Below are 14,219 nucleotides of genomic sequence, written 5' to 3' on the forward strand. Positions count from 1 at the left end.
GTATCCTCGCGGGTGTTCGGTCGAGATGGAGGATTCCGGACGATTCTCCCGAGAAGGCGATCCGGCGGAGGACGAGCGACGATGACGACGAGGCGAAACGTGCGGTACGGCGTGGTGATCGCGGTCGGGCTGCTGGCGACGTCGGCGATGACGACGGCGGCCAGGGCGGACGGGCCGTTTCCGGACGCGAACCTGGAGACGGCGGTTCGGGCGGTGCTGAAACACGAACCGAACGTCGAACTGACCGATGAGAAGTTGCAGAACGTCTACATCCTGGAGGCGGTCGGCAAGGAGATCAAGGACCTGACCGGGCTGGAGAAGTGCAAGAACCTGGCCCTGCTGCGGCTGTCGAAGAATCAGGTCGCGGACCTCAAGCCGTTGAAGGATTTGAAGAACCTGCAATCGCTGGACCTGGCGGAAAACCAGGCGGCCGACCTGACCCCGCTGGCCGAACTGAAGGGCTTGCAGTATCTTGAATTGTCGAAGAATCAGGTGGTCGACGTCGCCCCCCTGGCCGGCCTGACCGAGTTGAGCGCGCTCTACCTGGGCGGGAACAAGATCGAGGACGTCAACCCGCTGGCGACGCTGACCAAGTTGGCCTCGCTGTCGCTGGGGGGGAACCGGATCAAGGACGCGGGCGCGCTGGAGAAGTTGACGAAGCTGTCGACGCTCGACCTGCGGGACAACCTGATCGAGAACCTCGGGCCGCTCACGAAGCAGCCGGACCTCAAGCTCCTGATGCTCGAACGCAACCAGATCAAGGACCTGACGCCCCTGATCGACGCGGCGAAGGCCGACGCCGCCGGCGCCAAGCTGTTCGCCCCCTATCTGCGGATCTACCTCGACGGCAACCCGCTGCCCGAGGCGGACCGCGCCCCACAACTGGAGGCCCTCAAGGCGACGGGAGTTCGCGTTGAAGGGTGAACATGACCGATTTCCTCGACGCTTTCGGACGTCTTGACGCGCAATCCGCCCTGATCCTCGCCGTCGCCCTGGCGATCGCCTTCGGTTTCGAGGTGGTCAACGGCTTCCACGACACGGCGAACGCCGTGACCACCGTCATCTACACCCGGACCCTGAAGGCGACGCCCGCGGTGCTGTTCTCGGGCTTCTGCAACTTCCTCGGCGTGCTGCTGGGGGGGACGACGATCGCGTTCAGCATCGTGCACCTGCTGCCGGTCGACCTGCTGATCGACGCCGCCTCGCGGTCGGCCGTCGTGATGGTCCTGGCGCTCCTGATCGCCGGGATCTCGTGGAACCTCCTGACCTGGTGGTTCGGGATCCCGGTCTCCAGTTCGCACACGCTCATCGGCGCGATCCTGGGGGTGGGCCTGGCCAACGGCCTGATGAGCGGCCGAGGGCTGGGGGCGGGGGTCGACTGGGAGACGGCGGGCGAGGTCGGCCTGGCGCTCCTGATCTCGCCGGCGATCGGCTTCCTCGCGGCGGCCGTGCTGCTGCTGGCGGCCAAACGGCGCATCCCCGACCCCGAGCTTTACGCCCCTCCCCCCGACGATCCGGCCGCCCGGCCGCCGCGCTGGATCCGCGCCGCGCTGCTGACGACGTGCGGCGGCGTGAGCCTGGCGCACGGGTCGAACGACGGCCAGAAGGGGATGGGGCTGATCATGCTCGTCCTGATCGGCCTGCTCCCCACCGGCTTCGCCCTCAACCTCGACGGCGACGACGGCGCCGCTCGGGCGCGGGCCGCCGCGACCGAACTCCGCGCAGGCCTGATCGCCGAGCCCTCGCCGATCCACGGCGTCGAGATCGGGCGGGTCGACGAGGTCCTGGCCCGGCTGGACGGCCGGACGTCGCTCCGAGAGGTCCCCCACGAGGAACGGATCGCCCTGCGGAACCTGATCTGCCAGGTCGACCGCGCCCTGGAGCGCGATCAGGACATCCTCTCGGACGGCCGCGTCGCGGCGATCGAGGGCCCCCGGCGGCGGCTCCGAACGGCGATCGAGTACGTCCCCGGCTGGGTGGTGGTCGGCGTGGCCCTCTGCCTGGGGGTCGGCACGACGTTCGGCTACAAGCGGATCGTCCACACGGTCGCCGAGAAGATCGGCAAGACCCACCTCACCTACGCCCAGGGCGCCAGCGCCGAGGTCGTCGCGATGGCGACGATCGGCGTGGCCGACATCGCCGGACTCCCGGTCAGCACCACCCAGGTCCTCTCTTCAGGCGTGGCCGGGACGATGTGGGCCAACGACTCGGGCGTCCAGTTCGCCACGGCTCGCAACATCGCCCTGGCCTGGCTCCTCACCTTCCCCTGCTCGATGCTGGCCTCCGCCGGGATCTTCGTCTGCGGCCGGCTCGCCCTCAGGTGATCCCGCGCCGACGAGCGACCGAGATCCCCCGCCGGCCCTCCTCTCGGGAGCGCCACGCCTTCCGGGAAGGGGTTCGGACGGTCGGGATCGAGTCGGGCCGGTTCGTCTCGGCCGGGCCTCAGCGCACCATGGACCCCTGCTCGCCGAGCGGGTGCGCCGAATGCAGCATCGAATGCCGCAGGTTGGGCGCGGCGCCGCTGCGAGGGGTGATGACGACGACCGGATTGTTCTCGGACGCGAGGTAGTCGCCCACGATCGGGGTGAAGTACACGACGCCCACCGTGAGCACGATCAGGCCGACCCAGATTGCCAGATCACCGAGTTGACGCATGGCCGCCGCCTCCTGTTTCGTTTCGTCACATCCCTCGACCAGACCGGAACTCGCCCGAGGCCGCCTTCGCCGCGCTCCGAGGTCCGGACCACTCGGTCTCCATTCTTTGAACACCGAACCTTCATAACAAGGTCGCGCGTTTTCGTCTCGGTCCGTTTCGCACGTCCCGCGTCGGGGAAGTCGGCGGCGATTCTTCCAGCAAAAACCGATCCAAACCGATACGGGTCCGAAATTCCGTCCCTCGGCTCCCGGTCGCCCCGTCGGCGGGAGCGGGTGGTTTTGCCGCCCGTCGGGATGTTCTATAACAGAGTAGACGGCGGGTCGACTTCCGCAGTGCGAGGCGGCCGTAATTCAGGGTCGCGTCGGCGTCGATCTCGAAGGTGCGAAGGTGCACGTCCGCGATCTGGGATCTCTCGCGGAGCCATGAGCCCGCCGGGGAGGATTTCGCGATGCGCGGTTGGATTCTCATCATGGGCCTGGCGGTTCTCGGTGCGGGGGGCCCCCCGGCCGATCCCCTGCTGGTCCGTCCCGACAAGACGGCGTGGAACCTGGACGAGGTGGGCCTCTACCGGGTCGGCTTCGCGTACCGAGGGCAACCCGAGGTCGACTTCCCGGTCGGCTGGTCGGGCCGGTTCGACGAGCGTTCCGGCGTGACCCTGGCCGCCGACGGCCTCCGCAACGGCCGCGCGGCGGTGCTCCAGCACTCCCCCTGGCAAGGCGGGACCGGGACCACCTTCCAGGAATTCCACGTCCAGCTCCCCGCGGCGAAACGGATCATCCTCGAAGGCGCCACGGCGCTTCGCGAGGACGGCGTCGGCAAGTCCGACGGCGTCGGGTTCCGCGTCCTGGCCGACGGCAAACCGCTGCTGGACGAGCTGCGCACCGACGCCGCCTGGAAACCTTTCGCATTCGACCTGACAGCCAAAGCGGGCCAGGTGGTCGTCCTAAGATTCGAGACCAACTGCGGCCCCCAGGGGAACGCCAGCTTCGACTTCAGCCTCTGGTCCGGCCGCAGGCTCGTCCTCGACGGCTTCCAGCCCCCCCAGGTTTCCCACCCCGCCCCGCCGCCGGTCGTCTTCCGAGGGCTGGCGTCGAAGCCGGACCGGGGCCTCGCCCCGCCGGCGACCTCCCCGACGAAGGTCGACTGGAGGCGCGAGGGGGACGCCTTCGTCCTCCGCTCGACCGACGATTACGGCTCGTTCGCCTTCCGCTGGACGCTCCCCGCGATCGCCCCCGAAGCCGGCGCGCCCGCCTCCAACCTGAGCGAGACCGGCGTCCTGGGGGGATTCGTGCTGGAGGCCGACCGCAAAGGCGCCCCGACCGCCCGCGTCCCGCTCGCCACCACGGCCCGGATCACCTGGACCGGCCCGGCGCGGCCGCGCGAGGCCCGCTGGGAGGAAACGGCCGACGGGCCGATCCTCGTTCGTACGTTCGAGGTCGACGGCCAACTCGCGACGCTCCGCGTCAAGGGAACGATCGCCGGCCGCAGCCTGGCCCTCGACGCGGCCCTCGACCGTCCGGTCGTCGAGCAGATCGACGCCGGCTCGTGGGGGCCCGTCGCCAGCCGTCGCGACGTGCCGACGCCTTATTACGACGGCACGGTGTCTTACCTCCCGGCCGAGGACCTGTTCGTCTCCAGCCAGGTCGACTGGACCGACTCCGCCGCCTCACGCATCGAAACGACGCGCGCGGATTACCTGGCCCTCACCGACAAGACCCGCATCACGCCGACCGAGCGGTTCCTCTACTCGGCCGCCTGGAACATCGACGAGGTGCTGCCGAACATCCCACACCGGCCCTCGGCGTACATCAAGGAGCTGTCCGACCGGGTCGTCCTGGACATCTGGGGAGGCCGCTACGCCGACATCGCCGGGAAGCTGGAGGCGCTGCACGACGCCGGGCTCGAACGCCTGGCGGTGATCATCCACGACTGGCAGCGCAGCGGCTACGACAACGCCCTGCCCGCCCACTTCCCCGCCGCCGAGGACAAGGGGGGCGAGGCCGGCATGCGGACCCTCAAGGCGACGGGCGAGCGACTGGGCTACCTGATCGCGCTGCACGAGAATTACGTCGACTATTACCCGAACTTCGAGGGCTTCGACGAGAAACACATCGCCGTGGACTCCGAGGGGAAGCGGCAGAACGCCTGGTTCCATCCCGGAAACAAGATCCAGTCGTTCGCGATCAAGCCGACGGCTATGCTTGATCTGGCGAAGACCCAGTCCCCGGAGATCCATCGCCGATACGACACGAAGGCGAGCTTCCTCGACGTGAACTCGTCGGTCCCACCCTGGTTCCACGTCGACCAGCAGGCCGGGCTCGACGGCGCGGGGACGTTCCAGCGGGTGCGCCGGGCGCACCGCGAGGTCTGGGATTTCCTCCGCGAGACCCACGGCGGGCCGGTCTTCGGCGAAGGAAACCACCACTGGTACTGGAGCGGCCTGCTCGACGGCGCCGAGGCCCAGTTCGGCTCGGGATGGCCCGGCGACGCGGGCCTCGACGCCCCCCTGTTCGTGGACTTCGACCTCCTGAAGATCCACCCGCTCCAGTTCAATCACGGCATGGGCTATTACGAGCGGTGGTGGGACAAGGCGCGGGTGCCCCAGGGCTCGCTGCCGCCGGTCGCCGTGCTCGACCAGTACCGGGTGCAGGAGGTCGCCTTCGGCCACGCCGGGTTCCTCGGCGGCAACGCCTGGGCGTCGGTCCCGCTGGCGTGGCTGGAATACAACCTGCTGGCGCCGGTCATGCCCCGCTACGCCGCGTCGGCGGTCACCCAGATCCACTATGAGCGCGACGGCCGCTGGGTCGACGCCTCGGCCGTGGTCCGCGACGGCGGCGCGACGCCCGACGCCTGGAACCGCGTCCGCGTGCGGTATGACGGCGGCCTGACCCTCGTCGCCAACCAATCGGCCGACCCCCTGAAGGTCGAGGGCGCGGAGCTTCCCCAGTTCGGCTGGCTCGCCCGCGCCGAAGGGCTGACCGCCGGGACCACCCTGCGCAACGGCGTCGTGACCGACTCCGTCGAGACCCCCGATTCGTTCTTCGCCAACGCCCGGTCGGCCGGCGACTGGAATTTCTCGGGCGTCCGCCGCGTGCAGCCGACCGCGACGTTTCGCCAGACCGGCCCTCGAACCTTCTCCGCCGCCTACGCCTGGAAAGTCCGTGAGCCCCTGAAGGAAGACTTCCACACCTTCGTCCACTTCGGCAAGGTGGGCGAGGACGACACGAAGATCCTCTTCCAGCAAGACCACGGCCTGGCCAGGCCCACAACCGAGTGGAAGGCCGGGACGACCGTCGACGACGGACCGTACACGATCCGAATCCCCGACGTCCTCCCCGACGGCGACTACGCCTGGATGATCGGCCTTCACACCCCCAGCGCGGGCCGGGTGGCGCTGGAAGGGCCGACCGACAAGACCGGCCGCAACCTCCTGGGCGTCGTCCGCGTCTCCGACGGCGGCAAGACCCTCCGCTTCAAGCCCGAAAAGGACGTCGCCACCGACCGCGCGGCGATCAGTCTGGTCAACTTGAACAAGGAGGGCAAGATCGTCGACTTCGGCCCGATCAAGACCGACGGCGGCGTCTCGATCCGCAAGGTGGGGAACGACTGGGTCGCCCACGTCTACCCGCGGGACCGCGCGTTCTCGCTGCAACTCGACATGACCCGCTTCGGCAAGCCGACCGACGTCCGCGCCGAGGACGGCTCCACCCCCCGCGTCTCGCCAACCTTCGACGGCCGCTGGATGCGGATCAAGCCCAACGGCGCCCGGAGCTACCGCTGGCCCGCGGGCTGAGTCGGGCCGATATTCCAGGAATGCTTCGCGGCGCCCCGCTCGCCCGACCCGTGGCCCGGTCGGGCGAGTTTCGCAAGGGGCTCCCGGCGACCTCGGTTGACAAGAGGCCCCCTCTCGGCCGATTATTCAGGGGTCCCAAGGGTCCATCGGCGGGGATCGTCGGAAAAAGGCCCGGCGAATCTTCCAACGCGTCCCGCTCATGGGGCGTACGATGGTTTGTGGGGAGAGGACGCGATGCCGAACCGGATCGAAGACGTCGTCCCCCCATCCCCCGACGGTCCCGATTTCGGGCCGGGGTCGACGAACTCCACGACCGGCGGTGCGAACTCCGGCCGGAGCGAAACCCCGGTCGAGGAAAGGGACGCGTCGACGACGATGAAACCCTTGCAGACCTTCGCGCCGGTCGCGACGCCGCAGGTCGACGACGAGGGAAACCTCAACGACGCCTGGCTGGTCGAGCGCACGAGGCGAGGCGATCACGCGGCTTTCGGCGTCCTGGTGCGACGATACGAGCGGAAGCTGATCCGGGTGCTGGCGCGCCTGGTCCGCGACCCCGAGATCGCCCGCGACCTGGCGCAAGAGACGTTTTGGCGGGTCTTCAACCGGCTCGATCGGTTCGACACCGGCCGGCGGTTCGGCCCCTGGCTGTTCCGCGTCGGGGTGAACCTGGGGCTCGACCATCTCCGACGCGGTCGGGGAGAACCGCCGCCGACCTCCATCGACCGGGCCCGCGGCGACGACGGGGCCCCCTTCGAACTCCCCGACCCCGACCCCCGGATCCGTGCCGAGGTGGCGCAGGAGGTCCAGTTCATCCTGGCCCAACTGCCGGTCTCCTACCGGACGATCCTGGTGCTTCGGGACCTGGAAGGATTCTCCTCGTCGGAAGTGGCCGCGATCGTGGGAAGGCGTGAGGCGACGATCCGCTGGCGGCTTTCGAAGGCTCGCGAAAAATTCCGCCTAATCTGGGAGCGCCGTCAGGACGAGGCGCAGGAGGCAGCCACGGACGGCTGACGACCGATCATGAAAAAAACGCCGGACGAGACAGCGTGCGACTGGGTCCGTCACCGACTCCCGCTCCTTGCGGAAGGTGAGGACGAACCCGCGCCCGACGCGGAGTCGGCCCCGGCCCGCGCCGAGCGGCTCGCCGTCGAGGACCACCTCGACGCCTGCGGAGACTGCCGGGACCGCCGGGACCGCCTGGCCCAGGCTCTCGACCTCCTCGGGGCGGCGGCGGCCGAATCCCCGGTCGAGTCCCACGTCCCCTCGCTCTGGCCCGCCCTCCAGGCGCGGATCGAGGAGCAAGCCGAGGCCCGCGCCCGTCGCGCCGGCCGTCGCCGCTCCGGCGCGGCGGCGAAAACCCCGCTGGAACGGGCCGCCTCCCGGCTCAACGGCGCCCGAGACGACCTGCCGCTGCAACTGGCCTGGATCGGCGATACGGCCCGCGAGGATTCCATCGCCCGCGTCCGCGCCTCGGCGGGCCTCGACCGCCTCCTCCGATCCCTGGCGAGCCCCGCCGGCGCGCTGGCCGCGGCCGCCCTGCTGGCGCTCGCCGTCGGCCTCCCCCTGGCCTCCCGCCACCGCGATCAGGCCGAAGCCCGGATCGACGCCGCCTCGGCCCCGCTGCCGATCCTCATCCCGTCGGCCCCGCTCGACGTCTCCCCCCTCCTGGCCGACGCGATCGAGCCGCCCGACGGGCTCCAGGACGCCGAGCCGGTCGATCTCGCCGACGACGACCGGATCCTGGCTCGGAACACCGAGCCGCCGCTCCAACCCGACGGGCTGACCGTCGACGCCCCGAGATCAAGGCCGACGCCCTCCCCCGCCGTCCGCTTCGACCTGGAGCGCGGGACCCCCATGCCCCCCGACTCCCGGATCGACAAGCCGGCGTACTAATTGATCGACCACGCGAGGGGGGATGCAAGGGCGAGGCCCGGTCCATCCCCCCGCCGCATTCCCGCCCGAACGTCGACCGACCGAGAAGCGTCCCGAACGTCCGGGGCGGCCGATCGCCCCACCATCGAGACCCCGCAACCATGGATCGTCGGGACGCGTCGGTCAGGAACCGCCTGATCCTCTGGCTCGCCAGCGGGCTGTTCTTCGCGGCGCTCCTCCTGACGGCCTCCCTGTCGTGGTCGCCGCCGAGGCCCGCCCGGGGAGACGCCACGGCCCCGGCCGACGCGTCCCAGGCGTTCGCCCGGTGGCTGGAATCCTCCGGGGTGCTGGAGGACGGCCCGCCGATCGCCGCGAAGTCCGGGGGGACGCCCGGCGCCGCGACGACCGCCGCCGCACCCTCGACGCACTCGACTTCCTCGGCCGAATCCCCGGCCCGGCGCGGACGCGAACAGGAGGACGACGAGGTCCTGTTCGCGGCGATGGAGCAGCTTGAGCGACGGCTCGCCGCCGGGATGGGCCGCGCCCGAGAGTCGGTGGTGGCGCTCGAATATACGGCGGCCGAAGGGCCCGTCGACGCGCGACGGGCCGCCGTGGGAGTCGTGATCGACGGTCCCCACGGCGACGTGCTCTCGGTGCGGATCGACCGCCCCTCATCCCCCCCGAACGAACTCGACGACGACCCCTCGCCGATCGTCGCCCGGGACGCGTTCGGCCGTCGGCACCTCGCCCGCTGGATCGCCGCCGACCCCGAGACCGGCCTGACCTTGCTGGGGATCCCCGCCGGCGTCCTCCGCTCCATCCGGATCGCCGATGAGGGGCCCACCCTGGGAAGCCAGGTCTTCGTCGTGGGCAACCCGTTCGGCCTCGGCCATTCCGTCAGTCGAGGACAGATTTCCGGCCTGAACCGCTCGCTGAAGCTCCACAACCTCCAGCTCAACGGGCTGATCCAGGTCCAGACCCCACTGTTCCCCGGCGACAGCGGCGCGGCGGTCGTCAACTACCGGGGCCAATGGCTGGGACTGATCCGCGGCGGCCTGGCCCCTCCCTCGCAAGACGAAGCCGCGACGACGGCGACGGCGACAGTGACCGCGACCCAGACGGCGACGCCCGGCCGCGGCAATGATCTGGGCTTCGCCGTCCCCGCCGAGGACGCCCTCTGGGTCGCCTCGCAACTCCGCAAGCAGGGCCGGGTCGATCGCGCCTATCTGGGCGTCCGCCTGGAAGCCGACGCCCCCGGCGCGGTCGAGGCCGAGGGTGCCGCGCTCCGCGACGTCCTCCCCGACACGCCCGCCGCGAAGGGGGGGCTCCAGGCCGGCGACCGAGTCCTTTCATTCGACGGCCAGCCTATCCGCACGGCCCTCGACCTCACCGAACGGCTCGACCGCACCCCGGCCGAGAAGTACGTCCGCCTCGAAGTGGTCCGCGCCGACGGCCCCCAGCGCCAGCAGCGCAGCGTCTGGATTCAGACCACCCGCCGCCCCGCCGCCCCGCCTCCCCCCACTCCGGTCGTGGTGCCGACTTCCGCCACGGCCCCCGCGCCCCCTTCGCCCCCGGCCCCTCTCCCCCCTCGCAACCGCAGCCCAAGCCGCTCGGCGAGCCGGTGCCGCCGCCTCGGGCCGAGGAGCTGCAAAGCTCGCTCCCTCGGGCCGTCGTGGAGCGTCTCGACCTGCTCGAACGGCGACTCGAACGCCTGGAACGCGCCGAGCCCCCGCCCAGGCCGGCCGGGGCGGCGGCGGACGCCCCCCAGCCCTGAGGGGCCGTCGGGATCGGGGTTCCGGCCTTTCGGGGGGGCCGTTATGATGCGGCCCTCTGATCATCTTTGCGGAGCGCACCGGATTGTCTTCGCCGCCGTCGAGGAAGGACCCCGTGAGTACAGCACCAACGACATCCACGGCCCCTCCGCGCGCGTTGCCTCCCGTCCTGGGACGACTCTTCAGCGGCACGCTCTGGCTGGCGATCCGCGTCCCGCTCCAGATCGTCTTCTCGCTCTGGACGACCCGGCTCATCCTGGAGACGATCGGCAAGGACCAGCTCGGCGCCTACAGCTTCGCCTGGGGTTTCGGCTTCCTCCAGATGCTCTTCGAGTTCGGCGTCAGCTCGGCCCTCCAGCGCCAGATCTCGCAGCACTGGACGAACGGGGACAAGGAGGGGGTCCGGCGGACCGTCGCCTGCGGCCTGACCTTCTACACGGCCACCGCGCTGGTCCAGGTCGTCGCCCTGCTGGCGATCACCTACCTGGCGCTCCCCTACTCGGAGTATCAAGGGCACTCGGCCTACGACCTGATCGTCAAGCTGCTCTGGCTCCAGATCATCACCGCCCCTTGCTACGGGTTCTCGGTCGTGGTGTCGAGCGTCCTCCAGGCGGCCCGGCGATACGAGTTCATCCCCCGCATCGAGTTCGGGATCACCATCCTGCGGTTCCTGGCCCTGCTGATCGGGCTCAAGAGCGGCGTGCCGTTCTTCTGGGTCGTCGTGATGCAGACCGCGATCCAGGTCGGCCTGGGGCTGGGGCCGGCGGTCTGGGTGATGACCCGTGAGCTGGGCCAGTCGCTGACCTTCCGCGGCGCCCGCTGGGAAGACTACAAGGCGCTGGGGCACGTCAGCTTCTACATGGCGCTCATCCAGGTCAGCGTGATCCTGGCCGACAAGGTCGACACCACCATCCTCGGCTTCGTGATCCCCGACCCGGGGCAGGCGAACGCCGTGTACGACGTGGTGAGCAAGCCGTTCTTGCAGCTCCGCCAGACCGGCTGGATGCTGGCGTACATGGTGATGCCCGCCGTCGCCAGCCTGATCGCCGCCCGCGACGAGCGGAGCCTGGAGCGCGTGAAGTACGACGGCACCCGCATGCACATCGCCGCCATCCTCCCCATCGGCCTCCTGGGGTTCCTCTACGCCGCGCCGTTCCTGACCCTCTGGGTCGGCGACCGCCTGGGCCGCCCCGCGGCCGACGTCGCCCCCCTGATGCGGCTCTTCCTCACCGCCGCGATCCCCCTGATCCTGTCGGTGCCGGTGCAGATGGCCATCGGCTTCAACAAGATCCCGGTCATCGCCCTGGCGGCGCTCGGCGGGGCGGTCGTGAACCTGCCGGTCAGCTATTACCTGGCCCGGCAGATCGGCGTGGCGGGCGTGATCTGGGGGACCGTTTTGACGACGTTCGCCTCGAACCTGATCATCCCCGGCATCTACGTCTCGCGGGTCCTGGCGATCGACTTCCGAGAGTTCTTCCGACGCACCCTGGCCCCCCCCCTCGCCGGCGCCGCCGCCCTGGTCGCCGCCTGCTGGCTCCTGAGCCTGGCCTTCCCCGTCACCTTCCCGGGGACGACCCTCGCCACCCGCGCCGCCCCCCTGCTCGTCCACCTGGGCGTCGGCACGCTCGCCTACCTCGTCGGCTACCTCCTCACCCCCAACGGCCGCGACGACCTCTCCCAGCTCCGGAACAAGCTCCGCAGGGGGTGAGAAGGCTCCATCGTCTACCCAGGTGCAACCGGCCCGACCGCGAGCGACCACGGGCCATGGACCCGCCTAACAATTCGTTATTTTCCAGAATTATATTGACACGCCATCAGCGGACCAGATATTCGTAATTCCTGTGATTCCATGCAACACCTCCGCGACGTGAAATGGCAAGCGGACGTCGTTGAATCTCTCCCCTTCCTGAGAATTCCCCGCCGCGCCGCGTCGTGAAATTGAGGCGTCATGCCAATCGACCGTCCCAGGGGTGCCCGACCATGCGACGTTGGTTCCGCCTACCCGTCGTTTTGATGCTCGCCGGCTGCGGCCCCGCGACCGATGATCGCCGGCCGGGCCTGGGGCGGGTCGAGGTCGTCGAGGCGGGCACGCCGGCGGCGTCTCAACGGACCGTCGAACCGAAACTCGACTTCGTCACGCCGGCTCCGGGATCGGTGTTTCCCCCCGGGACCTCCGTCGAATTCAGGGCCTTGCTCGCCCTGGCGGCCGGCGAAAGGTTGCCGACCGTGATGCAACTGCTCGTCTTGAATGGCGACGACGTCATCATACAGACGGGGAAGGTCGCGGTGGACGATCGGGACGACCAGGGGCGATACAATCTGTCCGGACGAATCGTCGCGCCCGCTGCGACGGGCCGATACAAGATTCGCATCCAGATGTTCTGGTCGAAAGTGGTGAGAGAGGGGGCTGCGGCCGGGGAGTCCAGGGATACGGTCGTCGACTCGCACGCCTTGCCGTTCCAGGTAAGCAAGAAAGGGAAATCGTGACGTCCCGGGCCCCGGAACGACGGGAGAAGGCGCGACGGCCTGGATTCACCCTCATCGAAATCGCCGTCGTCGTGGTCGTCATCGCACTCCTGATCGCGCTGCTCGTCCCGGCGGTGCAATCGGCGCGCGAGGCCGCGCGACGGGCGCAGTGCTCGAAGAATCTGGGCCAACTCGCTCTCGCGATCCATGCCTATGAATCGTCGGTCGGGACCCTCCCCATGGGGACCTCCGGGACGACCTTCTCGCTCCACGCGGCGATACTTCCGCATATGGAGCAATCCACACTCTATTCGTCGATCAACTTCAGTATCAACGGCGTCCACCCCCCTGCGGAGAATCGTACGGCGGCGGAGACCACGGTGGGCGTCTTCCTGTGTCCCTCGGACTCCCATCCGGGAGGCGCCGGGGCCAGCACCAACTACGCCGGGAACGCCGGTGGGGGGGTGCAGAAGTATGGTCGGAACGGTTCCTTCGTCGGAGCCGGCGAGCGGCCCCCGCGATCGTCGGACTTCACCGACGGGGCGGGGAACACGAGCTTGATGGCGGAATGGCAGGTCTCGGGAGGTTCCCTCAGGAATCGCGAGCGGCTCCGGGCCGTCTTCGCCACGCCGAGGCCGCTGATGGAGCCCGAGGAACTCGAAGAGTTCGTCGAGTCGTGCCGAGGCCTGGATCTGGAGAACGCGAAGCTGGGCCCGCCTCGCAAGGGGCGCAACTGGCTGTTCGGCGACATGGGATGGACGCTTTACAACCACACGAACACCCCGAACGGCAACACCTGCACCAACGGGACCGCCGTCCAGAAGGGAGCCTGGACCGCCGGGAGCGGCCATTCATTCGGAGTCAACGTGAGCTTCGCCGACGGCCACGTGCAGTTCATCCACGAGAATATTCATCGCGAGGTCTGGCGTGCACTGGCGAGTTGCAACGGCCGAGAAATCCTCCCCTCGTCATTCTGAGGTGGGCTGGCTCGTTTGTGCGAAAGGACGCCGGGTCTTTTTACGACTCATGGATGTCTCTCCTCGCCTCAGGGCGATGCTGGTCGGAGAGGAATTCGTTAGGCCTCTGAATTCGGTTGCGTCTTTGACCGGGAGCGGTGCCGGATGCCCCTGACGAGGCTCCCCACATCGTTCTCAAACTTGAAAGGGATGCTCAAATGGTGAAGTAGACAATCCTCCGCAAGCCTGCCGCCGTCATCGTAGCCATGTCGATCACGCTGTGCGTTCCCGCGATCGGCGGCTACACCGTTACCATCGGCGTGCCGATCGCCGACAGCAACTGGACGGAAGGCCTCGACGCCAACGTTACTGGTAATGCGGCATGGGCTGCGACGGACAAAAGCGTGACGTCTTTTGAACTCTACCTTCACTCATACAGTGAGGAAGGCGCCATCACTAGCACGACGACGGCGGAGCGGGGGGATCTGGACGGTTCGGAGGAACGGATTCTCTCCTTCGGCACTCCGCTCACCCTCACGCGGAATACAACCCCTCCGGCCCCTCCTATCCCACCGGATCCTGCACCGAGCCCCTCAGACTACTACATCGAAGTCATCCCGATGGTGAAGGATTCGCCGGCGGCGGACGGAGCCGTGAAGGCGTTCAGGAAGATCCAGATCTACCAGAAGGCTGAGTAGCAGCAA

General features: G+C 69.0%; 11 protein-coding genes and 1 pseudogene. 11 read left to right on the top strand and 1 reads right to left on the bottom strand.

Features of this window, described 5'->3' with window-relative positions; all coding sequences use genetic code 11:
- Window positions 1-81: 81 nt before the first annotated feature.
- Complete coding sequence (locus VT85_RS24665; RefSeq protein ID WP_068420856.1) at window positions 82-924, top strand: leucine-rich repeat domain-containing protein; 843 nt, start codon at window positions 82-84, stop codon at window positions 922-924.
- A gap of 2 nt (window positions 925-926) precedes the next feature.
- Window positions 927-2,324, top strand: coding sequence for an inorganic phosphate transporter (locus tag VT85_RS24670; RefSeq protein ID WP_068420858.1), 1,398 nt, complete (start codon window positions 927-929; stop codon window positions 2,322-2,324).
- 118 nt (window positions 2,325-2,442) lie between these two features.
- Here VT85_RS24670 and VT85_RS24675 read toward each other — a convergent pair whose 3' ends face one another.
- Window positions 2,443-2,655: a hypothetical protein gene (locus tag VT85_RS24675; protein ID WP_068420860.1), complete on the bottom strand. Its 213-nt coding sequence runs from the start codon at window positions 2,653-2,655 to the stop codon at window positions 2,443-2,445.
- 449 nt (window positions 2,656-3,104) lie between these two features.
- Here VT85_RS24675 and VT85_RS24680 point away from each other — a divergent pair, with 449 nt between their 5' ends.
- The 9 genes and pseudogenes from VT85_RS24680 to VT85_RS24715 all read left to right on the top strand — a co-directional run bounded on the left by VT85_RS24680 (window position 3,105) and on the right by VT85_RS24715 (window position 14,213).
- Window positions 3,105-6,449 (top strand): DUF5696 domain-containing protein, encoded by a 3,345-nt coding sequence (locus VT85_RS24680; protein WP_068420862.1) that lies wholly within the window; start codon window positions 3,105-3,107, stop codon window positions 6,447-6,449.
- 234 nt (window positions 6,450-6,683) lie between these two features.
- Window positions 6,684-7,460 (top strand): RNA polymerase sigma factor, encoded by a 777-nt coding sequence (locus VT85_RS24685; RefSeq protein WP_082858880.1) that lies wholly within the window; start codon window positions 6,684-6,686, stop codon window positions 7,458-7,460.
- Window positions 7,461-7,469: 9 nt separating this feature from the next.
- Complete coding sequence (locus VT85_RS24690) at window positions 7,470-8,342, top strand: zf-HC2 domain-containing protein (protein WP_068420864.1); 873 nt, start codon at window positions 7,470-7,472, stop codon at window positions 8,340-8,342.
- Window positions 8,343-8,854: 512 nt separating this feature from the next.
- A pseudogene (locus VT85_RS30135) lies at window positions 8,855-9,760 on the top strand (S1C family serine protease); the annotation flags it as partial.
- A gap of 182 nt (window positions 9,761-9,942) precedes the next feature.
- A complete protein-coding gene (locus tag VT85_RS28040; protein ID WP_156513086.1) occupies window positions 9,943-10,095 on the top strand; it encodes a hypothetical protein in 153 nt (50 codons plus the stop codon).
- Window positions 10,096-10,208: 113 nt separating this feature from the next.
- Window positions 10,209-11,801 (top strand): lipopolysaccharide biosynthesis protein, encoded by a 1,593-nt coding sequence (locus tag VT85_RS24700; RefSeq protein ID WP_197490993.1) that lies wholly within the window; start codon window positions 10,209-10,211, stop codon window positions 11,799-11,801.
- A gap of 302 nt (window positions 11,802-12,103) precedes the next feature.
- A complete protein-coding gene (locus tag VT85_RS24705; protein ID WP_156513087.1) occupies window positions 12,104-12,580 on the top strand; it encodes a hypothetical protein in 477 nt (158 codons plus the stop codon).
- Window positions 12,577-13,536, top strand: coding sequence for a DUF1559 domain-containing protein (locus VT85_RS24710; RefSeq protein WP_068420873.1), 960 nt, complete (start codon window positions 12,577-12,579; stop codon window positions 13,534-13,536). Before VT85_RS24705 ends, VT85_RS24710 begins: the two co-directional genes overlap by 4 nt.
- Before the next feature lie 245 nt (window positions 13,537-13,781).
- A complete protein-coding gene (locus tag VT85_RS24715; protein ID WP_068420875.1) occupies window positions 13,782-14,213 on the top strand; it encodes a hypothetical protein in 432 nt (143 codons plus the stop codon).
- The last annotated feature ends 6 nt before the right edge of the window (window positions 14,214-14,219 follow it).

The organism is Planctomyces sp. SH-PL62 (genome assembly GCF_001610895.1).
Classification (GTDB): domain Bacteria; phylum Planctomycetota; class Planctomycetia; order Isosphaerales; family Isosphaeraceae; genus Paludisphaera.